Raw genomic sequence first — 24,095 nt, forward strand, 5'->3', positions numbered from 1 at the left:
GGTTGGGCATCCACCCTTATGTATCTACTGCTAGGTAGGTGCGTCGATGGGCTGAATATTATCTACTACTAGATAGATAAGCAAGGACGAAGTTTAGAGGGGTTGCTCTAACTCGCCCTCGCCGCGTGTGTCGGGGCGACGAGGGCGGTTCAGGTCGGCAAGATCATCAATCCCGGCCGGAAGACAACGCCAGCGCCGCCAGCGATATCAGCGCCAGACCGCTCCCGGCCGCCACCACGCCGTGCCACCCCACATGGGCATACAGCCCGCTGGCTACCGCCGAGCCGAGCGCGCCGCCTGCGAAGATCGACGTCATATACAGCGCGTTCAGCCGGCCACGGCTGGCGGGGTCGAGCGCGTAGATCGTGCGTTGGCCCAGCACCATGTTCATCTGCACCGCGAAATCGAGCACGATGCCGGTCAGTGCCAGCGCATAGAGGCCAAGCGCGCCGCCGGTGAGACCGGGCAGGAAACTGAGCGCGGCCAGCGTCATCGCGGCATAGGACGCCACGCGCGTGTGGCCCGCATCGGCAAGCCGGCCCGCGATCGGCGCCGCCACCGCGCCCAGGGCGCCTACCAGCGCAAATATCCCGATCTGCGATTGCGACAGGCCGTAATGGCCGGCCAGTTCCAGCGGCGCGGCGGTCCAGAACAGGCTGAAGGCCGCGAACAGGAGCGCCTGGAAGAGCGCGCGCTGGCGAAGCACCGCATGACGTGTGAACAGATGCCACAGGGAGATCAGCAGCGCCGGGTAGCCCGCCCGATGTCCGGGCACGCGGCGCGGCAGCGTCAGCACGATGATGGCCACGGTCATCAGCGTCAGGGCCGCCGCGATGACGAACACCGCGCGCCAGCCCAGATATTGCGCGAGCATGCTCGACAGCGGCCGCGCCAGCAGGATGCCCGTCAGCAGGCCGCCCATGATCGTGCCGACCGTGCGGCCACGCTGCGCTTCCGGCGCGAGGTGCGCGGCGAGCGGAATCAGGATTTGCACGCTCACCGAACTGAGGCCGAGCAGCAGCGAGACCAGCAGGAACGGGGCCGGATGGGAGGAGATCGCCGCGCCAATCAGGCTCGCCGCGGTCGCCACGCCGCTGATCACGAGCAGGCGCCGATTCTCGAGCAGGTCCGCCAGCGGCACGAGGAAGAACAGGCCGATGGCATAGCCGATCTGCGTCAGCGAGACGATGAAGCTTGCGCTCGGCACGGAGAGCCCGACAGACGGCGCGATCAGTTCGATGATCGGTTGCGCGTAATACAGATTGGCGACGAGCAGGCCCGCGCATAGCGAGAACAGCGCGACGAGCGTGCCGGACATGCCGGCATGGCCAAGGGCCGGTGAGGTGGGGGAGGTGGGATGCATGGCTGGGATCCGAAGGACGATGACCGGATCGTAGAGCCTCGCGCGCGGGGAGAGAATCGCAACGCCTGGCAAATCAGCGTTGCGGGTAGCGCAAAGCGCTCAGGCAGGGCTACGCGCGGACGGCGGCTGCCGCAGCGTTGGCAGGGTTTGCAGGAACGCCAGGAACGCGGCAACGCGGCGCGAACCGCGCTGATTGGGCAGGTACAGCGCGGACACGACGGACATCGACTGGTCCGGATGGACGTCCCAGTCGCCGAATAATGCCGTGACGCGGCCGCTGGCGATATCGTCATCGACCAGCCAGTCGGGCAGCAGCGCGATGCCGCCATCGGCGCGTAACACCTCCAGCAGCACCTCGGTGTTGTTGCTGCGGAAATGTCCCGTGATGGGCACGATCTCGCTCGCTTCTCCCTGCCGGAACGTCCAGACCTGATCGCGCGCGCCGTAGCTGAAGCGCAGGCAGCGGTGCTCGACGAGGTCCATCGGTGTCTCCGGCGTGCCATGGCGCGCGAGATATGCGGCCGTGGCGACGACGCGGCGGCGGAAGCGGCCCATTTCCCGCGCGATCACGTTGTCGTACGCTGCCGCCCCGCCCAGGCGCACGGAAACGTCGATGCGCGCGGTAAGCAGGTCCACGATGTCGTCGGTGAGCGTGACCTCGAGTTCCAGTTGCGGATGCGCGGCGAGCCATGCGCCGAGATAGGGCGCGATGCAGCGGCGGCCGAACGCCACCGGAATCGATACCCGCAACTGGCCGACCGGCAGGTCGCCCCGATCGGCGATCATCGCATCGGCTTCCTCGACGGCCTCGAGAATGCCGCGCGCATGCCGGTAATACGCGGCGCCAGCCTCCGTCACCGTGACCTGGCGCGTCGAGCGGTTGAGCAGCACCGCGCCAAGCGACGACTCCAGGCCGTCAAGCGCGCGGGTCACGGAAGACGTGGCCAGTTGCAGACGGCGCGCGGCCGCGGAGAACCCCTTGGCGTCGACCGTTTCGACGAACATCTTCAATGCAAGCAGCTTGTCCATCGGCTTACTTGCCGTCGCGCAGCTTGCGCATGGCAGCGGGGGCGCCGTGCAGGAACATGTCGACTTTCTGGCGGATGACGGCGTCAAGATCGGTGGGCACCTTGAGCCCGTAGATCCATTTGCGCACGCCGATATAAAAGATCGCCGCATGCAGGCTCCAGATCATCTCGATTTCCGCGTCGGTCTCGGCGGCACCGCGCGGCGCGCCGATGCCATAGGCCTCGCGCACCTCCGCGAGCACGGGAAGGAAGACCTTGTTGCGCAGCTTGCTCAGGTACTTGTTGTTGATGCCTTCGTGCGTCAGGCCGGCGAAGATGAACAGCCGGATCCATTCCTCCCGCAGGATGACTGTCGAGTAGTCGACATAGAACGCATGCAGCCGCTCGGTCAGCGGTACCGAGCGGTCCGCGATCTGCCGCTCCCACACCGGACGCCACTGGAACACCTCGTTGTACACACGCTCGATCAACGCTTCCTTGCTGTCGAAGTAGCGATACAGCAGCGGCTGCGTGACGCCGATCTGCCGGGCGAGTTCCCGCGTGCTGCCCCCGAACCCGTTGCGCGTGAAGTGCTCGATCGCCTTTTCCACGATCTGCTGCTCGCGCGCCTCGGGCAAGAGCCGCCGCGTGGACTTGGCGGTGCCGTCGTCGCGGGCGGGCGCGTTGCTGGACTCCATGGGTGTAGACCTCTGGCGATGGGGATGACGTACGGATTCTACCGTTCGTCATCCCCCTTGGGTCGTTCCGGCGGCATCAGCCCGCGGCGTCGAGCTTGCCGAGTTCGCAATCGACGCGCTGGTTCTGGTAAGCCGCACGTTCCCACGCGCCGCGCGCGGACCGGTCCGTCACCGAGAACAGGACGATGCCCGCGAAGGCGATCGCCATCGAGAACAGCGCCGGATACTCGTACGGATAGACGGCCTTCGCATGGCCGAGCACCTGCACCCAGACCGTCGGGCTCAGCACCGTCAGCACCACGGCGGTGACGAGGCCCAGCGTGCCGCCCGCCACGGCGCCGCGCGTGGTGAGCCCGCGCCAGTAGATCGACAGCAGCAGCACCGGGAAGTTGGAGCTTGCAGCGATCGAGAACGTGAGGCTCACGATGAAGGCGATGGTCTGATTCTCGAACAGAATGCCGAGCAGGATCGAGAGTACGCCGAGCACCAGCGTGGTCAGGCGCGACACGCGCATCTCGTCGCGATCGGAGGCCTTGCCGCCGCGCATTACGGTCGCGTACAGGTCGTGCGACACGGCGGACGCGCCAGCGAGCGTCAGGCCGGCGACGACGGCAAGGATCGTCGAGAACGCCACGGCACAGATGAAGCCGAGGAACACGTTGCCGCCCACCGCATGCGCGAGGTGCACCGCGACCATGTTGACGCCGCCGATCACCTTGCCAGCGCCGTCGTGATAACTGGCATCGTTCGCCACCAGCGCGATCGTGCCGAAGCCGATCACGATGATCAGCGCGTAGCCGGTGCCGACGATGCCGGTGGCGTAGAGTACGCTCTTTCGCGCGGCCTTGACGTCGCCGACCGTGAAAAAGCGCATGAGGATGTGCGGCAGCCCTGCCGTACCGAAGATCAGCGCGAGGCCGAGCGAGACCGCGGACACGGGATCCGAGACGAGCCCGCCGGGGCGCATGATGCCCTCGTGCCTGGCATGCGCGGCGATCGCGCTGGAGAACAGGTTGTCCAGGCTGAAGCCGAATCGGCTCAGTACCATGAATGCCATGAACGCGGCCCCGGCCAGCAGCATCACGGCCTTGATGATCTGGATCCAGGTGGTGGCGAGCATGCCGCCAAAGAACACGTAGACGACCATCAGCACGCCGACGATGACCACGGCCGACGTGTAGCTGAAGCCGAACAGCAGTTCCACCAGCTTGCCCGCGCCAACCATCTGGGAGACCAGGTAGAGCAACACGATGACGATGGAGCTCGACGCCGAGAACGCGCGGATCGGACGCTGGCGCAGCCGGTATGACAGCACGTCCGCGAGGGTGTAGCGCCCGAGGTTGCGCAGCGGTTCGGCAATCAGGAACAGGATGATGGGCCAGCTCGCGAGAAAGCCGATGGAATAGATCAGTCCGTCGTAACCGCTGGTAAATACGAGCGCGGAGATGCCGAGCAGCGAGGCCGCGGACATGTAGTCGCCAGCGATGGCCCAGCCATTCTGCATCGCGGTGATTCTGCCGCCCGCCGCATAGTGATCCGCCACGCTATGGTTGCGCCGCGCCGCCCAGCGCGTGACCGCGAGCGTGGCGATCACGAACACGAGGAACATGCCGATGGCGAGGGTATTGAGTCCTTGTCCGATGCTCATGATGCGGCTCCTTCGCGCAGCGCCGCGATCTGGCGGTCGTACACGGTGTTGGTGCGATGCACGTAGAGCGCCACGAGCGCGAACGTCAGGACGAACATGCCGAAGCCGATGGGAATGCCGATGGTCGTCGGATATCCCGCCGCGACCGGCGTGGCGAGCCACGCGGGCCGGAACGCCAGCGTCAGGATGAAGCCGAAGTAGACGGCGAGCATCGTGGCCGTCAGGGTCCAGGAGAAACGCCGGCGCGCGCGATGCAGCCGTTCGAAGGCCGGCTGCCCGAGCATCGGATGCGGCGCGACCGGTGGCGGCACGGCGTCCCGAGGGGGCCGGACTGCAGCCGGCATGGAGGGGGCGGTATGGGTCATGGGTTGTCTCCGTCCATATGGAAGATCAGAACCGGCGCGAGATCGCGGTTTCGCGCATCACGGCTTCCGGCGTGCGATAGCGTTCGGCCATCGCGCGATCGGTATCGCTTTTGAGTTGCGCCTGCATGTATGCGCCGAGATGGCGGGCATGCTCGACGATGGCGAGACCGGTCGGCACGCGCGTGGCGTCGTACGCCTCCAATGCCTCCGCGACCGATTGCGTGCCGCGCAGTGCCTGGGCCAGGGCCAGAGCGTCGCCCGCTGCCTTGGTCACGCCCATGCCGCAGTGCGGCCGCGCGACAAAGGCGGCATCGCCGAGCAGCGCCACGCGTCCGAATGCCATGCGCGGGACGGCGAGATCGAAGATCGGCTGGAACAGCGGCTGCGCGGTGCGTGTTACGACCTCCGCGAATTGCGGCGCCAGCAGCGCCGTGGCGGCCTCCTCCATCTCGTCGAGGACGTCGCGCCGGATCAGGCCCGGCGGAATGCCCTGCGCCCAGTATTTGCCCGTGGCGTCCGTCAGGAGGTCGGGCAGCTGGTCTTCCTCGCGCGTGGCCCGATACCACACGAAGTTGTAGCGGCGCTGGCGCGGCGCGATGCTGTTGGCATCGCCCGCGACGGGATACCCAAGGATCTGTTCGCGCGGCGGCAGGCAGAAGGCGAACTTGCCGAAGATGTCCGCGTGCGTTTGCGGCGAAAGGCGCGACTCTTCGACGAGGCCGCGCCATGCGATGTAGCCCGCGTATTGCAGATCGACTTCGGGCAGCAGCTGTGCCCGGACGCAGGACCGGAAGCCGTCCGCCGCGATGACCAGGTCCGCATGGTGCCGCGAGCCGTCCTGTAGCGTGACGGTGGCCTGCGTGCCGTGGCTTTCCACGCGCGATACCGCCGCTCCGGACCGGTAGCTGCCGGTGTAACCGCGCCGCAATACCTCGTACATCTTCCCCCACGCGGTCAGCGTTTGCGGCAGCGGCCGCTCGGAGAGCGGGGTACCTTCGCGCGACAGCGTGACGCGCGTATCGACCTGGACGCCGATGCCGTCGTCGACGTCGATGCCCGCCGCGGCGAGCGCATCGAACAGCTCTGGATGGGTGACGATGCCGGCGCCACGGCCGGCGAGGGCCTCCGGCGTGCGCTCGAAGACGTCGACATCCCAGCCGTCGCGGGCCAGCATATTGGCGGCGAACAAACCGCCGAGCGAGCCGCCGACGACAATTGCGCGGCGGGCGGTCATGGCGTGACCTCCGCCGCCGGCTTCGCCGCGGCGCTTGCGCCCGGCAGGGCGAGCCCCGCGACTTCGGCCGCCGGGTAGTTGAGCTCGATCGTCACGCCCGACGGGTCCTCGATGAACACCTGATGGAGACCGAGGCTCGGTACGGTGCGGTCACGCCATGGAATGCCCTCCGCGCGCAGCCGCTCCCACATCTGGGCGACCCCGGTCGCGAGAAAGGCGATGTGGTCAAGCGTGCCGGTACCCGATGCCGGCAACGCGCGGTCCCCGAGGTAACTGGCGAGCCCCGCGCTGTCGTTCGGATCGACGCCAATGATGTGCACGGTGCCGAAGTCGCGCTCGTCGTCGCCGAGATAGAGCCACGCACCGGGAAAATCGAAGGGCGGGCGATAGCCCCGCCGGAACCCGAGCACGCGTTCGTAGAACGCGCATGACCGCTCGAGGTCGGTGGTGCGAATGGAGTAATGGGCCAGTCTGGTGAGGGCCATGGAAGCCTCCTTAATTTATCAATCGATTAGTGATCGTTTGATAAATATAGAGGCGAGTATCGGGAACGCCAAGCCTTACCGGGGGAGTAGTTTCCCCGATAGCGGTATTATTTTTCGATCGATAAATGACGGGGGCGGCTCAACCGGGGCGCTCGGCGTCGCTGGTGGGCCGCTCGTGCGACTTCGCGCCGGACTTTTCGATGGGCACGTCGCTGGGCACGACAGCCATCGGCTGCGCGTTCTCGCCAGTGGACAAAGGCAGGCGGACGATGAGCGTGGCGCCGCTGCCGGGTGGCGACTCGGCTTCGATCGTGCCGCCATGGCGCTCCACGATGCCGCGGCAGATCGACAGCCCAAGGCCCATGCCGTTGGACTTGGTGGTGTGAAAGGCGTGGAACAGCCGGGCCATGTGTTCGGGAGAAATGCCCGGCCCCGTGTCGCTGACGATCACGGTCACGGCGTTGTCCGGCGTGATGCGGCTCGATACGGTAAGTCTCCTGCGGCCGGGTATCGCGGTCATCGCCTGCACGGCATTGACCATCAGGTTGACCAGTACCTGTTGCAGTTGCGTCCAGTCGCCACGGATCGTCGCGCTTTCCGCCGCGAGGTCGATATCGGCAGCGACGCGGTGGTCTTGCAGTTCACGGCGAACGACCTCGAGCGCGCCGACCACGAGCCGGTTCACGTCGATCTGCTCGTACTTCGGCGTGGACTTGCGCGCCATCGCGCGAATGCGCTGGATGATCTCCGTCGCGCGGCTGGCATCGCGCACGATCTGCTCGACGGAATCCGCGGCTTCCTCGATGTTCGGCTGCGGGCGGCGCAGCCAGCGCAGCGCCGAGTTGCCGCATGCGATCACGGCGGCCATCGGCTGGGTGACTTCGTGCGCAATCGACGCGGCGAGCTGGCCCAGCGTAGCCACGCGCGCGGCATGCGCGAGTTCGGCCATCGTGCCCTGTAGCGCCTGCTGCGTGCGTACGGTCTCCGTCACATCCATGAGCGCGCCGACGTATTCGTGGCGATCGCCCTCGCTGACCGTGCGGCGCGCAACGAGGTGCACGTGCAGGACGTCGTCGTTAGGCATGCGCAGCCGATGCTTCAGTTCGATGAGCGGCGCCCCGCCGAGCATCGCGGCGTGCGTGCGCTGCACCTCCGCGAGGTCGTCAGGATGCACGCGCGGCATGATGCGGTTCAGGTGCGCTTCCTCGGTGCTCGGATAGCCGAAGATGCGGTACGACTCCGTGGACCACGCCATGGCGCCTTCAGGGAACCGGATAAAGATACTGCCCGTCTTGCTGAGCTTCTGCGCTTCCGCCAGGAAGGCTTCGCTGCGTGCCAGCGCGGCTTCGGCAACCCGGCGCTGCGCCATGTCCGCGAGCATGCGCAGCGCGAGCAGCGTGGTGGTGCAGATGGCCAGCAGCGCGAAGAGGCAGCGCACGAGGTGGCCCTGGTCGTCCATGTGCGCGGGAGCGACCCCGAACGCCGTCAGCGTCAGCACGGCCGACGCACCGCCGGCAAGGCGCGTGGCGGGGATGGAGCCCGTCAGCGCTACCATCAGGATGACGAGCACGTAGAGCACCGCGATCGCGAAGTCGAGGGTCGTCAACGCGTCGATCAGGAAGACGGCCAGCCCCAGCACGCACGCGGCGCTTATCAGTAGTCGGTTGGTCGTCTCGTTACGCATGCGGCAGGCAAATCGTCTGTGTTTGGCGTGAATACCATGACCCGAGCGTGATACTAAGCCAATGTGTCGGAAGTTGTAATCATATGAAGGTATGACTACCTGTCTACATGGCGAGGCATCCAGGGGTCGCGCTCGGATGGCATCCGGCGGCGTATTCGGGCGATTGCGAAATCCGCCCCGCCGATGCAAAGCGCCTGTCATGGAGAGGGCGCACTATCGGCGTGCACCACTACCTGGAGTCATTCATGCTAGACCCTTCGCGCGCCGGCGATCCCGGCCTTGCCGTCACCGAACTCTCCGATTCTCTCAATCGACTGCTGGCGGACGTTTTCGCGTTGTACCTCAAAACCAAGAATTTCCACTGGCATATGTCCGGCCCGCACTTCCGCGACTATCACCTGATGCTGGACGAGCAGTCGGACCAGATCTTCGCGATCACCGACGATATCGCCGAGCGCGTGCGCAAGATCGGCGGCACGACGCTGCGTTCGATCGGCAATATCGCGCGTTTGCAACGCCTGCGCGACAACGATGAAGAATCGGTGACGCCGCACGCCATGCTGCGCGAACTCCATGCCGACAATCTGGCGCTGGTTGCCGCGATGCTGGAATCGCACGATCTTTGCGACGACCATGCGGACGTCGCGACGGCGAGCCTGCTCGAGAACTGGATCGACGAAGCGCAGCGCCGCGCGTGGTTCCTCGCCGAGGCGGCGAAATAATTGGCCGCCGGCGTCTTGCCGGAGGCTGCTACAGGACATGGCCCGCAGACGGGCGGGTCATGCTCCGCAGGTTGCGATACAGCGTATAGGCGACCATGATCGGCAGCAGCACGCCGACGCCCGCGAGCATCAGCGCCAGCACACGATCGTTCGACGATGCCTCCGCGAGCATCAGGCGGCCGGGCACGATATAGGGAAACACGCTTGACGCGAGTCCGGCGAGCGATACGAGCGTCAGCAATACCGCGAGGCCGAACGGCGCCCGCGGCGAGCCGTCCGGTTCGCGCCGCGGCCCGCCCTGCGACTGCTGGCGCGACCATGCGATGCGGCGGGCGAGAAACAACGCGACCGCGGCGGCTATCGCGCCGCATCCGAGTGGCAGCAGCGGCAGGCCGTGCATCGCATGAAGGTGGTCGGCTTCGAGGTGGTGCGACATGAGATCGGCGGTCAGCAGCACGGCGCTCGACACGGCAAGCCACAAGGCGCTCAGCGTCCAGCGCCGCGCGTGCGCGGCGACCAGTCCCTCGACCCGTGCATCGACCCCTGCATCGACCCCTGCATCGATCCCTACATCGATCCCTACATCGACCTCCGGTGCGCTGCGTCCCAGCAGGTATGTTGACCCGAGCAGCGCATAACCCGCGCCAACGCCGATCACGGCGGCCACCACGAGGACACCGTGCCAGGCACCGGGTCGCAATCCGGTGAGGATACGGCCCAGGATCGCCCCTTGCGAGACAGCGGCGACGAGGCTGCCGACGCCGAGCATGCGGTCCAGTGCGGGAAGGCTCAGGCGCGTGTGGCGCGGCGCGCCAGGGGCAATCATTCCCGGTGCGCCCGTCTCTGGCGCAGTCCCCCGCATCTCGACCGCCGCGCCGCGGAGGATGAGCCCAAGGACCATCGTGATGAGCGGTACGTAGAGCTGCGGAAGCAGCATCGCGTAGGCCGCGGGAAACGCGCCGAAGAGGCCGCCGCCGATGACGACGAGCCAGGTCTCGTTGGCGTCGCGTACGTGCACGATCGCGCCCAGCATCGCTTCCCGCGTCGGCCGGTCCGGCGCGAACAGACTCAGGATGCCGATGCCCAGGTCGAAACCGTCCGAGACCACGTAGCACGCGGCCATGAGCGCAAGAATGCAGAACCAGGCGTCAACGAGCAACGCATGGGGAAAGGAGTCCATCGCGGGCGTCCGGTAGGGTCCGTATCAGCGTCCGTGCGCGCGATAGCGGAAAACCGGGCGCGGTTCATCGCGCACGGGCTCGTTGACGTGGCATGCCTGTTCGAGCGCGGCCGCGAGGATCATCGAACCGGCGTTGAGCGCGGCGGGTCGCGAGCGCTGCGGGCGGAAGATCGCCTCGCCGCGCGCAATCGGCCGGCCAGTGAGTGCGCACGTCCCCGACGAGCGCGCGGACGCGGCCGTCCAGATCTGCTCGCCATAGCGGCAATGCGTGGCATCGCGCCAGCTCACGATCGCGAGCGTCGGGCTGGGCCGTTCGATCACGGTGACCATTGGCGCGTGCGGGCGCTGGGCGCGCTGCGCGCGGCGGGCATCCTCGTCGGCCGCGTGGGCCGTCATCGAGGCGAGCGCGCCGGCGGGAATGCGTTGCGGCGCGAGCAGGGCGATGGTGCGCGACCACGTGTCATGCGCGGTGCTTCGATGAATGTCATGCATCTCTTGCGGGTCGGACGACTCACGGGTGGCGTCGAGCGCGGCGTATGCGGAATCAAGCATGGGAGCTCCCGGTGGATGCTGCCTTGACGCGCCAGCAGTGCGGCGTATCGCCAACGAAGCGTTTGAAGACCGTGGTGAAGTGCGCCTGCGAGCGGAAGCCGCAGCGCAGCGCTACGTCGAGCACGCTGCCCTCGGTCTGCTGCAGCAGATCCTGTGCATGCTCGATGCGTCGGCGCAGCAGGTACTCGTGCGGGCGCATGCCCGTCGTGCGGCGGAACTGCGCCGCAAAATGCATGCGCGTCATGCCCGTGCTCTCCGCGATATCGGCGAGGCCGATGGGCGTGTCGAGATTGGCATCGATGTATTCGAGCGCGCGGCGCAGGCGCCATTGCGGCAGCTTGGCGCGCGTGCGCTGGCCGGTGGCCGCGCGGTGGAAGTGCGCCGCCACGACGCGGGAAACGATCGCCAGCGCTACGCTGTCCGCGAACATGCGGCCGAGACCGGGGTCCTGCGTCTGGGCCACGGCGAGCGCCTGGCCGAGCCGTTCGAGGGCGGGGTCGGTATGGAGGAACGGGTCGTCGAGGATCACGTCGCCCTCGGGCGCATGGCCAAACTGGTCGGTATGGCAGCGCGCGATCACGGTCTGTGGCACGAACAGATGCAGAACGTCGCAGGCGCCGTCGTAGGTCGCGGTCGCCGCCACGCCCGGCGCCGTGATCTGGACCGCGCCCGGCGCGAGACGGCCATCGAAGATTGGCTTGCCGCCGCACAGCAGGCGCACCGAGCTCGTGCGCAGGTTCAGGCTGATGCAATGCCAGCGCGCGTCGCCGGGATGGGATACCGTCTGCGTTTCGCCGACTTCGCACTTCCAGCGCGAGACAAGGATCGTGTCGAGTTCGCTCGGCGCGGCCTGGGGCGGGTAACGCCATGCGCGTTCGGGCTGGACCGGGTCCGGCATGCGCGCGGCACGCGTCAGGTCCAGAGTGGGCACACCATCGCGTCGCGGCGGGTGGGGCAGGTATGCGGGCGTGACAGGCACCGGCATCGAAACGTCTTTCATGGGAGAAACTCCGTAATTTCGGTGACGGACGTCAGTCCGCGTACTGGATGAACGCAACGGCAATCAGCACCAGATTCATCACTGCAAGGGCGATCCATCCGTACATCAGCAACAGGCTTTCGTTGTCGTTCATCACAATGGCTCCAGGCTTCTGGCTTCCTTCTCCGGCATTCATCGCGCTCACGCCGGTTGCTCCACTTCCATGATCCGGCGCCCCAGCGCGATACCCCAGCGCACGAGGCGGCGGTCGGCGGGCAACTGTGCGAGCTCCCAGCCGGCCAGCGCGCCGTCGATGTCTTCCACCTCGTGCATGACGTTCTGCAGCGCGCGGGCCAGCGACAGCGCATTACCCGCGGCCTTGCCCGCGCCGGCGCCCGTATGCGGACGCGCGACGAACGCGGCATCGCCCAGCAGCGCCACGCGGCCGAATACCATGCGCGGCGCCTCGTAGTCCTGGATCAGTTGCAGGAACGGATCGGGCGTTGCGGTAACGAGGCTCGCGAGCGCCGGCGCCAGCGCATTGGAGGCATCGTGTTGCAGCGCATGCATCTCGGCGTCCCGCAGCGCGCCCGGCGGCAGAGAATGGGTATGCCGATGGCCGGTGCGGTCCTGCAGCAGCGCCTCGAGTGCCGGGCCCCGCTCGATCGGGCGGTACCACACCCAGTTCTGGCGCCGATCGCCCGGACGCACGCTGCCGTTCTCCCCGGGGATGCGATACGTGAGGAACTGATGGCCCTGGCCATCCTGGAACGCGAACGCGTCGTCCAGCAGGGCGCGGCTTTGCGCGCCGAGGTTGATTTCGGGGACTACGCCGCGCCATGCGACATAGCCGGCGTAGACAGGCGCGTCGGTCGGCAGCAACTGCGCGCGGACGCTCGAAAGCGGACCGTCGGCGCCGATCAGCAGATCCCCTTGCGCGCTGCGCCCCGATGCGAAGCAGGCGGTGACGCGGGGCGAGCCCGTCGGCGAGGTCTGTGCGGGGTCCTGTGTAAGGGAAACAAAGGTTTCGCCGGCATGGACCAGAGGGCCAAGCGCTTCGCGCATGCGCAGATACAAGCCATTCCATGCGATCTGCACCTGCGGCATGTACATGCGGCGGACGCTGCCGTCGCGGGACACGAAGATGCGGTCTCGCGACGGCACGCCGAAGTCGGGGCCATGGTCGAGACCGGCGAAATCCAGTGCATCGGTGACATCGGGCTGCAGCACGAGACCGCCGCCACGGCTGTCGAGGTCGCGCGGCGAGCGTTCGAAGACTTCGACGTCCCAGCCGATCGCCCGCAGGCAGACCGCGCTGAAGAGCCCGCCGAGCGAGCCGCCGATGATGATGGCGCGAGGACGTTGAAAGAGCGGCATGTCAGGGTATCCGTGAGTTAGCGTGCAACGCCGTCGTGCAGACGGGCGATGGTGGCGCGGCTGCCGGCGTCCGCGGCGTCGTCCCAGGCCGAGACCCGCATGGGCGTGGCCCTGACGTAGACGCGAAGGTCGGCCGGGCGCAGGGCGCGCATATCGATGTCCATGTTTGGGTTGACATTGCGATCGGCGGCAAGCGACGCCGGGCTCGTGTGTTCACCATTCCGGTGCGTGCCGATGGCGCTCCCGCCGATAGACGCCTCGGTGGTCAGGCATGCGGCGACGGCCATGGAGACGATTGCGGCGCCGCCGAACCCGATCAGGAGCTGGAGCCAAAGATGCCGGTACGTCATGTTCGGACCTCCGTTGCGATATGTGTGCTGGTTGTACGGAATCGTAGGAGCCCGGGCATGGTGGCAACAATTGGCGCGTGGTCGGTGGGGCGTTACACGAAGGTATGAGTCAAGGGAAACCTCGTGCAGTTGACGCGGCACCAATGGTCCGAAGTCGTTCCATTTGAAAATGGCGTCGGGATCGCGAAGATGGCCTTGCCGGGTGGCCTCGACAATGGCGCTGACGTCGTATGGGCGCCGCATAAGCCGGCGTCCGGCAGGCATCGATTTCATTTTCGATACACCCGCACGCGATAGCTGGCGGACGACAGGAGCCCACAATGGCCTCGATGGCCACTCACCGGCGTCTTGCGCCACGATGGACGGCATGGGCCGCCATCGCCTTCATTGTCTTGGCCCTCGGCGGCTGCGCCGATTTCGGCGCGGGGCGCACCACCCAGACCCTCGCCCCCGTTTCCGGCACGGCGCGGAGCCTGCCTGCCGAGCACGGCGCGTGGCCCGATGCCAGCTGGGTGGACCGCTTCGGCGATCCGCAACTGCGCACCCTCGTCGATGAGGCGGTGGCGGACAGTCCCACGCTGCAGGCCGCGATGGCCCGGGTGGAGGCGGCGCGGGCGCTCGCTCAGGGGGCGCGCAGCGGCTTGTATCCCCATGTGGACGTCCAGGGCGGTATTGCCCGCGAGCGCATTTCCGAAACGGACGTCCTGCGCGGGACGTCGCTCGCGGGCAAATGGTTCGATCAGGTCCACCTGAGCGCGGGACTCACCTACGACCTCGACTTCTGGGGCAAGCACCGCTCGGCGTTGCAATCAGCGTTGTCCACCGTGCGCGAAGCCGATGCGGAGCAGCAATCCGCACGGCTCCTGCTGTCAACGAGCGTCGCGCGCGTGTACGCCCGGCTCGCCACGCTCTATGCGGTGCGTGACGTGACGGCGACCACGATTGCACAGCGGCGCGATCTGGCGGGGCTCGAACGGGCGCGTCACGTGGCGGGCCTCGATACGCAGGTCGGCATTACGCTCCAGAGCGCCAGCGTGGCGAGCATCGAGGCCGAGCTCACGCAGCTCGACGATGCAATCGACGTCACGCGGCACCAGATTGCGGCGCTCATGGGCAAGGGGCCCGATCGCGGATTGGCCATCGCGCGGCCTACCCTATTGGGTGCTCCCCAGGGCGCACCCCATGACGGACCTCAGGCGGGACCGTTCGACAGGCTGCCGGACGACGCGCGCATCGGCCTGCTGTCGCGCCGGCCCGACCTCGTGGCGGCGCGTTGGCGGGTGGAGGCGGCGTCGAAGGACATCGAGACGGCCAAGGCTGAGTTCCTGCCCGATATCAGCGTGTCCGCGATGGGCGGGCTCACCACCATCACGCCTTCGGACTTCCTGCTCGGCGCGAGCCGGGCGTTCTCGTTTGGGCCCTCGGTGACGTTGCCGGTGTTCGAGGGCGGCAAGTTGCGTGCGGACCTGCACGGACGGTACGCGCAATACGACGCGGCGGTGGCCGACTACAACCAGACGCTCGTCGATGCCTTGCGGGAGACCGCGGATACCGTCGGCAGCTTGCATGCGGTGGCCACCGCACGGACGCAGCAGGCCCAGGCGCTCGAACTATCGCGCCAGGCGTGGGCGTTGGCGACCGACCGCTGGCACGTGGGGCTCGCGGACCAGCTCACGGTCCTCGACGCCCAGACGGCCGTGCTCGCGGCACAGCGGCAGGCGGCTCAATTGCGGGGGCAGCAGGTGGATTTGATGATGGCGCTGGTCTGGAATCTGGGTGGGGGATACGAGGATGACGCCCGCCCGCAACTTGCGGAGACGCCATGACCACACAGAATCCGGCGGCCGCGCCCGCACCGGGACCGGCACCAGCGCCAGCGCCGATCGGCACGCCGCCTCGTATTTCCCGCCGCAAGGCCGCCGTGCTGGCTGCGGTCCTGGTGTTGGCGGGCGCCGCGGGCGGGGTCTATTGGTGGCGCGACGTGCAGGAGTTTGCCTCGACCGAAGACGCCTACGTCGGCGGCAACGTCGTGCAGGTGACCCCGCTCACCAGCGGCACGGTCGTATCCATCGCAGGCGACGACACGCAGTACGTGCGCGAGGGCCAGCCGCTGGTCGAGCTCGATCCCGCGGACAGCGCGGTCGCGATGGAGCAGGCCGCCGCGCAGCTGGCGGCAACCGTCCGGCAGGTGCGCACGCTCTACGTCAACAACGGCACGCTGGCAGCGAACATCGCCCTGCGCGCGGCCGATCTCGCCCGCGCGCAGGACGATCTAAGGCGCCGGCAGGCGGTGACGAACCCGGGAGCCGTTTCGGCCGAGGAAGTCGAGCACGCGCAAACGGCCGTCCGCACCGCCGCCGCCGCCCTGCGCGCGGCCCAGGAGCAACTGGTGTCCAACCGCGCGCTTACCGACCGCACGACGCTGGCGGAACATCCGGACGTCGCCCGCGCCGCCGCCAACTACCGCGCCGCGTACCTCGCCTTCGCACGCTCCGCCTTGCCGGCACCCGTCGACGGCTTCATTGCCCGCCGCGCCGTGCAGGTGGGGCAGCGCGTCGCGCCGGGCACGCCCCTGATGGCCGTGGTCCCGCTGAACCAGGTGTGGGTCGACGCCAACTTCAAGGAGAACCAGCTGCGCCGCGTTCGTGTGGGCCAGCCGGTTTCGCTCTATGCTGACCTGTATGGCCAGCGCGTGCGCTACGACGGCAAGGTGGCCGGCTTCTCCGCAGGCACGGGCGCGGCGTTCTCGCTGCTGCCCGCGCAAAACGCCACCGGTAACTGGATCAAGGTCGTGCAGCGGCTACCCGTGCGCATCTCCCTGGAGCCGGCCCAACTAGCCGCGCATCCGCTGCGCATCGGGCTGTCGATGAGCGTATCGGTCGATACGCGCAACGATCAGGGCGCCTCGCTGTCCACGCTGCCCCCGCTCACGCCGCTGCGCACCGACGTCTACGCGGAGGTGGCCCGGGAGGCCGACGCGCACATTGCGAAGATCATCGCGGCCAACGCCGGCTGATTCAGCGCAGCCAGCGCTGCCACGCCGCGAAGATCGCCACCAGCAGACACCCGCAGCCGACGATGGCCAGCAGATTGGCGGTGGCGACCAGCGTGGCCTGCTGGTCGATCTGCTGCGAGATCGTGGCCAATGACGTCGCCGGCGGTATCCCGCCCATCCGGAATGGATCGACACGATCGACGAGCTGCGTCCGCGCGACCGCCTCGCCAAACTGCAGCCCCTGCGCGGCCAGCCCGGTACCAGCGGCTGTCGCAAGCTGCCGCACGATGTTCTTGAATTGATAGGCGTGCGGAAAGTCTTCGAGCGACGTATCGAGGAACGACAGCCGGGCGACCATCAGCAGCGTGAACGGCAGCGATGCCGCCTGCAGCAGCAGCACGGGCATGATGCGCGCCATCGATAGATCGGTCTCGATGCGCGTGGAAAACATCCAGGCCGCGGCGGCCGTCATCAGATAGCCCAGTGCGAGATATCGCCGCGTGCCGGGCAGCCGCATGCCATACCAGATGAACAGGATGGACATGCAGACGCCGAAGGCCTCCGTCAGCGTCAGGATGCGCCCGCTGGTCTCGAACGTGAAGCCGAAGCCCAGCTGCAGCAGGTTCGGAATGAGGTAGTTCCATAGCCCGCCGAACACCGCATAGATGGCATAGAAGAGCACGCCGGTCTGATACCGCTTGCCGCCCAGCCGGCGCGGATTGAGCCACGCATCGGGACGCTGGCGCAGGCGCGCGAAGGCAAGCACCACGAGGGCGACGCCCGTGAGCGGCCACAGCAGTACCTCGGGCGTATCGAGCGCGGTGTAGATGCGCAGGTTGGCGAGCCCATGAATCGTGATCAGCGCACCCGCGCCGAGCACGATCACGCTGACCCAGTCGAGCGCGGCAAGCGTATCGAGATCGGGCAGGACGGGCGGCCGCACGCGGCGCGGGTAGGTACTGGCGACGAGCAGCCACGTGCAGGCGATGACGACGGCCTGCAGCACGAAGATCATGCGCCAGCCCGCATCGAGCATCAGCGTGGCCGTGGTCCAAGGCGCCGTGGCATTGAGACCGAGCGCCCCGATGACGAACGGCCACAGCAGCTTCGAACGTTCCTGGGGCGCGGTCAGCAGCTGGATCAGCGTACGGGAGGCCGCGAACAATCCGCCCGCGCCGAGTCCCTGGACCGCAAGCGCCAGCGACAGCTGCAAGACGTTCTCGGAGAGCGCGCACAGCAACGCGCCCGCGAACGCGATGACGAGCCCGAGCAGCGTAGCCCCGCGATAACTGATGAAATCCGCCACGCCGCGCAGGATGAGGTTGGCAACCACGGCGGCGCCCGCGTAGGCGGTCAGGCACCAGAGAAAGTCGTCGGGCGTGGCATACACCCCCGCGCGGATATGCACGGCCCCCGTCGCCAGCATCGACGTGGCGATGAAGTCCACGCCGGCCGCGCAACCGAGGGCGAGGCCGAGCATGAAGACGGCGGGCCGGCCCAGCGTGGGCAGCGCGCTCAGCGGGACGGCCGGCATCCGTGGCTCCTGAAATGACGTCGGTCGCCAATCCCATGGCAACACATGTGCTCTGGAGCATATCCGTGGCGCGCCGGGACGTCAGTCCTCCATTGGTCTAAGCGCTCACACGTGTTGGTATGGTAGGGCGGGTATGGTCAGCCGGCCGGCGCGTGCATCGGAATGGTGAAGGAGAACGCGCTGCCATAAGGGACCAGTGCGGCGGCGCGCAAGTGGCCGCGATGCGCTTCGATGATCGAGCGGCAGATCGCGAGGCCCATCCCCATGCCGTTGACCTTGGTCGTGTAGAAGGGCTCGAATACCTGTTCGACCAGTTCAGCGCCGATGCCCACACCGGTGTCGCCGACGCTGACTTCGATGGCATCGCCTGCCGCCTCGCCATGCGACACGCGCGTCGCGATGCGCAGGATTCGGGGGCGGTCTTCGATGTCGCCCATCGCCTCGATCGCGTTGACGACGAGGTTGAGGATGACCTGCTGCAGCTGCACGCTGTCGCCGAACGCATGCGAGGGCTCCGCGCCGAGTTCGAGCTGCACCGTCACGCTGCGCCGCGCGATTTCGCTGCGGGAGATCGCGAGGATATGGCGAATCGCCTCGTGAATGTCCACCGGCGCGAGTACCGGCGCGGCGTTTCGCGTCAGGCTCTGCAGGCTGCGGATCATGTCGCCCGCGCGCTGGCCTTCGCTTGCGATCGCGACAAGGCCTTCGCGCGCATTGTCGATGTCCGGCGTGGCGCGCGCGAGCCAACGCAGGCTCGCGCCGGCGTTGGAGACGATCGACATCAGCGGCTGGTTGATCTCGTGGGCGATAGAGGCGGTGAGCTGTCCCACCGTGGTGGCACGTGCAACGCGGGCGAGGTCCGCCTGCGCGTTGCGCACCGCGTCCTCCGCGTGCCGGCGTGCCGTGATATCGGTCACGGTGCCGAAATATCGCAACGGTTCCTCGCCGCCGTCCGCGCTCGCATTGGTGGCACCGGCGGCGACACCGGCCGCCATGTTATCGGGCGGCATCGGCTTGCCGATCACTGCGACGTGCACGATCGACCCATCGCGACGGACGATCCGATGCTCCACCTGCACGGGCAGACGCTGCGCGGTGTTGACCTCCACGAGGCGCTTCATGGCCGGGCGGTCCTCGGGATGCATGCGCGACAGAAATACTTCGAACGGCGACTCGCGTTCGGATGGATCGAGGTCGTAGATGCGCAGCAGCTCGTCCGAGCAGTAGAAACGATCTTCGTCGACGTCCCAGCGCCAGCTGCCGGTGTGACTCACGCTCTCGCCCATGGCAAGCGTTGCCTCGCTCGTGCGCAGTTCGCGCTCCACGCGCTGGCGCCGCTCGTTCTCCACGAGCAGGTCGTCATAAAGGCGGGCGGTGCGCAGCGAGATTGCGGCCTGCGCGGCGACGAGTTCGAGCAACCGGGTTTGATCGAGCGTGAAAGCATCGCGCACCAGCCGGTTCTCGAGGTAAAGGGCACCGATGACCTCCTTGTGGCGAACCATCGGAATACAGATGGCGGAGCAGTCCGGCTGCTGCGCCAGATACGGATCGATCGCGAACGGGCTGGCGCGCATGGACGCGCCCACCATCGCGACCTGCGCCGTACGCGTGGCCGTGTGGAACATGGACAGCGGCAGCATGTCGGCGCGCAGCTGGTCCTGCGCGATACGCACGCGCACGCCATCGACGGCGGTATCGGCAATGGCCTCGACGAGCGGCCCTTCCGGATAGATGCGGATCAGCAGGCCGCGCTGGGCGGCCGCGTACTCGAGCGCGATCGTCATCAGCTTGTCGATCAGGCCCTCGATCCGGATCTCTTCCGTCAGCGCGCGGGAGGCCTTGATCACGCTTTCGATATCGACGGTGTGGAACCCTTCGCCCAGCTGCCACGTGCGCGGCTGCTTCGGATCGACGAGTTCGGGGAAGCGCGCCTCGAGCTGCCGGGCCTTAGTCATCGCGCCCCAGCGCACATACGCATCGCGGGCATCGCGGCGATGCGCGTGCGCCGCCGCGGCCAGACCGAGCACGGCGCAGTGGTGCGCCGCGCGCTCGTGCGCGAGGGCCACGATCTGCACGAAGCCATGCGCGGTCGCATGCGCGATCGCCTGCTCGTACTTCGTCATCGCGGTCATGGCATCGCCTTCACGCCGCGCGATTTCCGCTTCGACGAGCAGCGCCTTGTCCGTGAAGGTGACGGGATTCGCGGCGGCCCAGCCACGAATCTTGCGCGCATCGGCACGCAGCGTACTCGAGGCTTCGGCGTCCCGTCCGTCCGGTCTGTCGGGTGCGGCGGCGATCGTCAGCGCGCGCAGCAGGCGCAGGTCGAGCTGGTGGATATGGGCCGGCGCCGACCACGCGAACGTTGCCGCGCGATCGAGGCACATGGCCGCCGCCTCGTGACGATCCGCCAGCAACAGCATGGTCGCGCGATAGAGCCAATGCCAGAACTGGAACGTGGACAGTCGCTCGCCGCGCGCCAGGCTTTCGCCGTCGGGGCCGATGTCGTCCATCCAGCGGTGCGCGGCGGTGTCCTGCGCATCGGCGCCCGCGCGCAGGCCGTCGACGAAGCGCTGCTGCGCCAGCAGGATCGACTCCACGTCGTGGAAGCCCGCGCGGCGCACGAAGTCCAGCCCGCGCGCGATCTCTACCGCGACGTCGTCGAGGCGGTCGCCACGCGCCAGCATCGCGGCGACGATATGGCAGCACGCATAGCATGCGGTGGTCACGTCGCCGTGCGCGACGCCGGCGGCGAATCCGGCCCGCGCGCATTCGATCGAATAAGACAGCGGCCGTGTCCACACGCTGAGCTGGTCGAGGGGCAGCTGCACGCGCGCCATGTGCGCCGCGTAGCCATGATGATTGACGAGCCGCCGTGCCATCTCGCCATAACGGAAACCGTCCGCATAGGCGTCGAACCGATGGCAGACCTGTACGCCGAGCCAGCCGAGCGCGGACGTGGCGGCCGCAGTCATCCCGTGCCGCAGCGTCAGGCGCAGCATCTGGCACAGGCTGAGGAAGGCGAGGTTTTCGTCGGTGAAGCTGGCGGGCACCATCAGCGCGGCGAGCAGGCTCATGGCGGCCTCGGTGTCCGCATCGTTCATCACCGGTAACGCCAGCATGGCGCTGAGCGTGGTTGCCGCGAGCATCGGCTGGATGGTGGCATACAAGCTGTTGCACGCCGCGGCCGACGGATGGGCGTGCAGATCGATGCCGAACAGGCGCAGACCCGCGATCGCGGTTTCCACCGCGAGCATGTTTTCCGAGCGGCGCGAATGCATCTCCACCTTCAGTCGGTACACGCTGGCGCGCTGGAGAACGTCGCCCGGGCCCTCGATGAGCTGCGTGACGAGCACGAGCGCCGCATCGAGGCGCCCCTGCAGGAACCAGCACATGGCCTGTTCCTCGCGCAAAGCGTGATACAGCAGGTTGCCGTCCAGGGATGCCGCGGCCTGCTTCAGGTAATCGATACCGTTGCTGACGTAACGCAGGGCGGCCTCGTAGGCGGCCGCGCGCCGCGCGCGCTTCGCGGCCACCAGGAACAGCCGCGCGGAATCGAAGGCCTCCGCCGCCGACGATGCCAGCGCGTTGGCCTGCGCCAGCAAGCCCGCCGCGCGAAACAGCACGTCGTCGCGCATGCCGTCGCCATGGGTGCCGTCCCGGCCCTCGCCGGCACCCGACGCGCCCGCTTCTGCTTCCGGTCCCGCGCCGCTGTCGAGCGTGCGGGCCAGCAGACGGCCCGCGCGCAGGCTGACGCGCGCGCGCTCGTCGCTGTCGAGCCACGCGTGCGCGGCCTGGAGAATGCGATCGTGGGCGAACAGGTAGTCATGCCGCGTCGGCACAACGAGGCCCGCCGCGCAGGCTGGCGCCAGCCGCGCGTGCAGCGTGGCGGGATCGAGCGCGAACGTGTCGCACAACAGCTCGAACGACGACACGCTGCCGAGGCACGCCATGCCGCCAAGCAGGCTGCGTGTGTCGCCGGGCAACTGCTGCAGATGCCGCAGGCTGAAGTCCGCGACGTTGTCCGTGCACGTACGCGCGTCGACCGCAGCGAGATCGAAGCGCCATCCCCCCGCATTGTCGTCCGCATTGTCGGCGGCATTGTCGGCGGCATACGCGATCAGTCGCTCGTCCGCGAGCGTCTTCACGAACTGCCGCACGAAGAACGGACTGCCAAGGGTCTTCGCGTGGACGACCTCCGCGAGCGGACGCATCGCGGCATCGGGCGCGCGCAGCGTTTGCGCGAGCATCGCCGCCACGGCATCGACGGACAGGCCGCAGACGGCGATATCGCTCACGGTCACATGCTCGCGCAACGCGGCCAGCGCCGGCGCGTCGGCGTCACGCGCCGTGCAGACGAGCAGCAGGCGCAAAGGTCCCGTGCCGCCCACGAGCCGCGACAGCAGCGCGAGCGTCGGACGGTCGAGCCATTCGATATCGTCGATGAGTAGCACGAACGGGCGGTCCGGCTGCGCGAACGCATGGATCAGGCAACGCATGGCGAGATCGACATGCATGTCGGGCTCGACGGACTCGGTTGCGGGCGAGTCCGGAAAATCCTGTACCAGCAACCGCAGCGCGGGCGCGATGCTCGATGCCACGCTGCCATAGGCACCCAGTGCCTGTTCCAGCCGCAGCCGCCACATGCGCACGGCGTCTTCCGGCAGGCCGAGGATCTGGTGCACGAGCCCGCGAAACGCGTCGGCCAGCACGGCATAGGGCACGTCGCTGCGGATCGGATCGGCTTTGCCGGCCGCCCACCACACGCGCCGCTGCGGCATCCCCTGCGCGAAGCTTCGCATCAACGCCGACTTGCCGATGCCGGACGGACCCGTCAGCGCCACGACGATGGGCCGCGAGTTCGCGGCCACGCGCGCGCATAACTCTTCCATTTGCGCGAGTTCTGCCTCGCGTGCGTAGATCTGGTCCGGCAGCTCCAGCGCGCCGGGCCGGTCGCGCATGCCGGGTTCGAACGGATCGATGCGGCCATTCGCGGCGAACGCTTCCGCGCAGCGCCGCAGGTCCGCCTCGAGTCCCGCCGCGGACTGGTAGCGGTGCGCGGGACGCTTGTCGAGCAGCTTCAGCGCGATGCGCGCGAGCATCTCCGGGACATCGGGCGCGATCTCGCGCGGTGGCGCCGGCGTGCCGGCGACATGGCTATGAATCCATTCGGTGAGGTCCGATGGATTGCGCGCGCTGAAGGGCAACTGGCCCGTGAGCAACTGGTACAGGACCACGCCCAACGAGTACAGGTCGCTGCGGACGTCGATCGCATGATGCGTGCGGCCGGTATGCTCTGGCGACATGTAGGCTGGCGCCTGATCCGCGATCGTGATCCTGGCGCCGCCATTGAATCCGCCGGGATAGTAGCCACCTGCCGGCGGCCGGGTTTCCGCATCACCGGCATGCTGGGCGAAATCGAAGCGGCCGAGACGGCAGCGGTCGTCGGATTCGACGAGCAGGCTGCAGGGCGTGAGCGAGCAATGCACCAGTCCCGACTCATGCGCGGCGCGGAGCGCGGCGCTGGCGTTCCGCGCGATGGCGAGCACGCGCGCGAGCGGCTGGCGCTCGGCCATCAGCAAGGTCAGCGGCGTACCGGAATGATCGTCGTAAATGGCGGCCACGCCGTTGCGGTAACGCGTCAGTCCGCGCGGCAGAATGGCCCACTCGGGACGCAGCATCGCGCGCAGCGCGAATTCGTTCTCCAGCCGGCGCGCGGCCTCGGCTTCCATTTGGGCCGACGCGGCGTGAGCCAGCAAGATCGTATGGCCGGTGCCGGGGTGCACGCCGCGCGCGAACGCGACGATGCCATCCTGATGGATCGTCTCGAAACGATATTCCGGCAGCGCGATGGCGTCGGGCGAGGTGACAGGGGTAACGTCAGGCAGGCCCCGCTCCGGTAAGCCAATTCGTTCGCTCGTCATG

General features: G+C 67.7%; 18 protein-coding genes. 3 read left to right on the plus strand and 15 right to left on the minus strand.

The window, feature by feature from the left end; translation table 11 throughout:
• Positions 1-166 precede the first annotated feature (166 nt).
• The 8 genes from KHP16_RS08820 to KHP16_RS08855 all read right to left on the minus strand — a co-directional run bounded on the left by KHP16_RS08820 (position 167) and on the right by KHP16_RS08855 (position 8,484).
• Positions 167-1,363, minus strand: a complete 1,197-nt coding sequence (locus tag KHP16_RS08820; protein ID WP_208648239.1) for an MFS transporter — start codon at positions 1,361-1,363, stop codon at positions 167-169.
• A gap of 99 nt (positions 1,364-1,462) precedes the next feature.
• The gene (locus tag KHP16_RS08825; protein ID WP_109583683.1) at positions 1,463-2,392 is read right to left on the minus strand and encodes a LysR family transcriptional regulator; all 930 of its coding nucleotides are present in this window, start codon (positions 2,390-2,392) and stop codon (positions 1,463-1,465) included.
• A gap of 4 nt (positions 2,393-2,396) precedes the next feature.
• The gene (locus KHP16_RS08830) at positions 2,397-2,981 is read right to left on the minus strand and encodes a TetR/AcrR family transcriptional regulator (protein ID WP_211960523.1); all 585 of its coding nucleotides are present in this window, start codon (positions 2,979-2,981) and stop codon (positions 2,397-2,399) included.
• A gap of 163 nt (positions 2,982-3,144) precedes the next feature.
• Positions 3,145-4,716, minus strand: coding sequence for a cation acetate symporter (locus KHP16_RS08835; RefSeq protein ID WP_115953443.1), 1,572 nt, complete (start codon positions 4,714-4,716; stop codon positions 3,145-3,147).
• Complete coding sequence (locus KHP16_RS08840) at positions 4,713-5,081, minus strand: DUF485 domain-containing protein (protein WP_109583681.1); 369 nt, start codon at positions 5,079-5,081, stop codon at positions 4,713-4,715. The genes KHP16_RS08835 and KHP16_RS08840 overlap by 4 nt, the downstream gene beginning before the upstream one ends.
• A 25-nt stretch (positions 5,082-5,106) precedes the next feature.
• Positions 5,107-6,315, minus strand: a complete 1,209-nt coding sequence (locus KHP16_RS08845; RefSeq protein WP_211960028.1) for an FAD binding domain-containing protein — start codon at positions 6,313-6,315, stop codon at positions 5,107-5,109.
• On the minus strand, positions 6,312-6,800 hold the full coding sequence (locus tag KHP16_RS08850) for a VOC family protein (protein ID WP_115953441.1): 489 nt from the start codon (positions 6,798-6,800) through the stop codon (positions 6,312-6,314). Before KHP16_RS08850 ends, KHP16_RS08845 begins: the two co-directional genes overlap by 4 nt.
• A 139-nt stretch (positions 6,801-6,939) precedes the next feature.
• On the minus strand, positions 6,940-8,484 hold the full coding sequence (locus KHP16_RS08855) for an ATP-binding protein (protein ID WP_115953440.1): 1,545 nt from the start codon (positions 8,482-8,484) through the stop codon (positions 6,940-6,942).
• 245 nt (positions 8,485-8,729) lie between these two features.
• On the opposite strand from KHP16_RS08855, the gene KHP16_RS08860 reads away from it, so the two are divergent.
• A complete protein-coding gene (locus tag KHP16_RS08860; RefSeq protein WP_109583677.1) occupies positions 8,730-9,206 on the plus strand; it encodes a Dps family protein in 477 nt (158 codons plus the stop codon).
• Positions 9,207-9,234: 28 nt separating this feature from the next.
• On the opposite strand, the gene KHP16_RS08865 is transcribed toward KHP16_RS08860, so the two are convergent.
• From KHP16_RS08865 to KHP16_RS08885, 5 genes are all read right to left on the minus strand, one after another.
• Positions 9,235-10,386 (minus strand): cytochrome d ubiquinol oxidase subunit II, encoded by a 1,152-nt coding sequence (locus tag KHP16_RS08865; RefSeq protein WP_211960029.1) that lies wholly within the window; start codon positions 10,384-10,386, stop codon positions 9,235-9,237.
• Between the two features lie 24 nt (positions 10,387-10,410).
• Positions 10,411-10,938 carry a DUF3331 domain-containing protein gene (locus tag KHP16_RS08870; protein WP_109583675.1) on the minus strand — a complete coding sequence of 176 codons (528 nt, stop codon included), beginning with the start codon at positions 10,936-10,938 and terminating at the stop codon, positions 10,411-10,413.
• Entirely contained in the window at positions 10,931-11,836 is a 906-nt protein-coding gene (locus tag KHP16_RS08875; RefSeq protein WP_109583797.1) for a helix-turn-helix domain-containing protein, read from the minus strand. Before KHP16_RS08875 ends, KHP16_RS08870 begins: the two co-directional genes overlap by 8 nt.
• Before the next feature lie 282 nt (positions 11,837-12,118).
• Entirely contained in the window at positions 12,119-13,294 is a 1,176-nt protein-coding gene (locus tag KHP16_RS08880; RefSeq protein ID WP_211960030.1) for an FAD binding domain-containing protein, read from the minus strand.
• Between the two features lie 17 nt (positions 13,295-13,311).
• The gene (locus tag KHP16_RS08885; protein ID WP_115953437.1) at positions 13,312-13,644 is read right to left on the minus strand and encodes a hypothetical protein; all 333 of its coding nucleotides are present in this window, start codon (positions 13,642-13,644) and stop codon (positions 13,312-13,314) included.
• A gap of 320 nt (positions 13,645-13,964) precedes the next feature.
• Here KHP16_RS08885 and KHP16_RS08890 point away from each other — a divergent pair, with 320 nt between their 5' ends.
• Together KHP16_RS08890 and KHP16_RS08895 are read left to right on the plus strand one after the other, a co-directional pair.
• Complete coding sequence (locus tag KHP16_RS08890; protein WP_121491758.1) at positions 13,965-15,470, plus strand: efflux transporter outer membrane subunit; 1,506 nt, start codon at positions 13,965-13,967, stop codon at positions 15,468-15,470.
• A complete protein-coding gene (locus tag KHP16_RS08895; protein WP_211960031.1) occupies positions 15,467-16,660 on the plus strand; it encodes an HlyD family secretion protein in 1,194 nt (397 codons plus the stop codon). Before KHP16_RS08890 ends, KHP16_RS08895 begins: the two co-directional genes overlap by 4 nt.
• Position 16,661: 1 nt before the next feature.
• Here the strand turns inward: KHP16_RS08895 and KHP16_RS08900 are convergent, their stop codons facing one another.
• Together KHP16_RS08900 and KHP16_RS08905 are read right to left on the minus strand one after the other, a co-directional pair.
• Positions 16,662-18,173 (minus strand): MFS transporter, encoded by a 1,512-nt coding sequence (locus tag KHP16_RS08900; protein ID WP_109583670.1) that lies wholly within the window; start codon positions 18,171-18,173, stop codon positions 16,662-16,664.
• A 137-nt stretch (positions 18,174-18,310) separates the two neighbouring features.
• Positions 18,311-24,094, minus strand: a complete 5,784-nt coding sequence (locus KHP16_RS08905) for a trifunctional serine/threonine-protein kinase/ATP-binding protein/sensor histidine kinase (protein WP_211960032.1) — start codon at positions 24,092-24,094, stop codon at positions 18,311-18,313.
• Between the last annotated feature and the right edge of the window lies 1 nt (position 24,095).

Source organism: Cupriavidus plantarum, from assembly GCF_905397285.1.
Lineage (GTDB): Bacteria > Pseudomonadota > Gammaproteobacteria > Burkholderiales > Burkholderiaceae > Cupriavidus > Cupriavidus plantarum.

What these genes read in the sequence shown, in the direction of transcription:
- KHP16_RS08820 (WP_208648239.1), bottom strand. Translation starts at nt 1,363, where the DNA reads ATGCATCCCACCTCCCCCACCTCACCGGCCCTTGGCCATGCCGGCATG.
- KHP16_RS08825 (WP_109583683.1), bottom strand. Translation starts at nt 2,392, where the DNA reads ATGGACAAGCTGCTTGCATTGAAGATGTTCGTCGAAACGGTCGACGCC.
- KHP16_RS08835 (WP_115953443.1), bottom strand. Translation starts at nt 4,716, where the DNA reads ATGAGCATCGGACAAGGACTCAATACCCTCGCCATCGGCATGTTCCTC.
- KHP16_RS08840 (WP_109583681.1), bottom strand. Translation starts at nt 5,081, where the DNA reads ATGACCCATACCGCCCCCTCCATGCCGGCTGCAGTCCGGCCCCCTCGG.
- KHP16_RS08845 (WP_211960028.1), bottom strand. Translation starts at nt 6,315, where the DNA reads ATGACCGCCCGCCGCGCAATTGTCGTCGGCGGCTCGCTCGGCGGTTTG.
- KHP16_RS08850 (WP_115953441.1), bottom strand. Translation starts at nt 6,800, where the DNA reads ATGGCCCTCACCAGACTGGCCCATTACTCCATTCGCACCACCGACCTC.
- KHP16_RS08855 (WP_115953440.1), bottom strand. Translation starts at nt 8,484, where the DNA reads ATGCGTAACGAGACGACCAACCGACTACTGATAAGCGCCGCGTGCGTG.
- KHP16_RS08860 (WP_109583677.1), top strand. Translation starts at nt 8,730, where the DNA reads ATGCTAGACCCTTCGCGCGCCGGCGATCCCGGCCTTGCCGTCACCGAA.
- KHP16_RS08865 (WP_211960029.1), bottom strand. Translation starts at nt 10,386, where the DNA reads ATGGACTCCTTTCCCCATGCGTTGCTCGTTGACGCCTGGTTCTGCATT.
- KHP16_RS08870 (WP_109583675.1), bottom strand. Translation starts at nt 10,938, where the DNA reads ATGCTTGATTCCGCATACGCCGCGCTCGACGCCACCCGTGAGTCGTCC.
- KHP16_RS08875 (WP_109583797.1), bottom strand. Translation starts at nt 11,836, where the DNA reads ATGCCGGACCCGGTCCAGCCCGAACGCGCATGGCGTTACCCGCCCCAG.
- KHP16_RS08880 (WP_211960030.1), bottom strand. Translation starts at nt 13,294, where the DNA reads ATGCCGCTCTTTCAACGTCCTCGCGCCATCATCATCGGCGGCTCGCTC.
- KHP16_RS08885 (WP_115953437.1), bottom strand. Translation starts at nt 13,644, where the DNA reads ATGACGTACCGGCATCTTTGGCTCCAGCTCCTGATCGGGTTCGGCGGC.
- KHP16_RS08890 (WP_121491758.1), top strand. Translation starts at nt 13,965, where the DNA reads ATGGCCTCGATGGCCACTCACCGGCGTCTTGCGCCACGATGGACGGCA.
- KHP16_RS08895 (WP_211960031.1), top strand. Translation starts at nt 15,467, where the DNA reads ATGACCACACAGAATCCGGCGGCCGCGCCCGCACCGGGACCGGCACCA.
- KHP16_RS08900 (WP_109583670.1), bottom strand. Translation starts at nt 18,173, where the DNA reads ATGCCGGCCGTCCCGCTGAGCGCGCTGCCCACGCTGGGCCGGCCCGCC.
- KHP16_RS08905 (WP_211960032.1), bottom strand. Translation starts at nt 24,094, where the DNA reads ATGACGAGCGAACGAATTGGCTTACCGGAGCGGGGCCTGCCTGACGTT.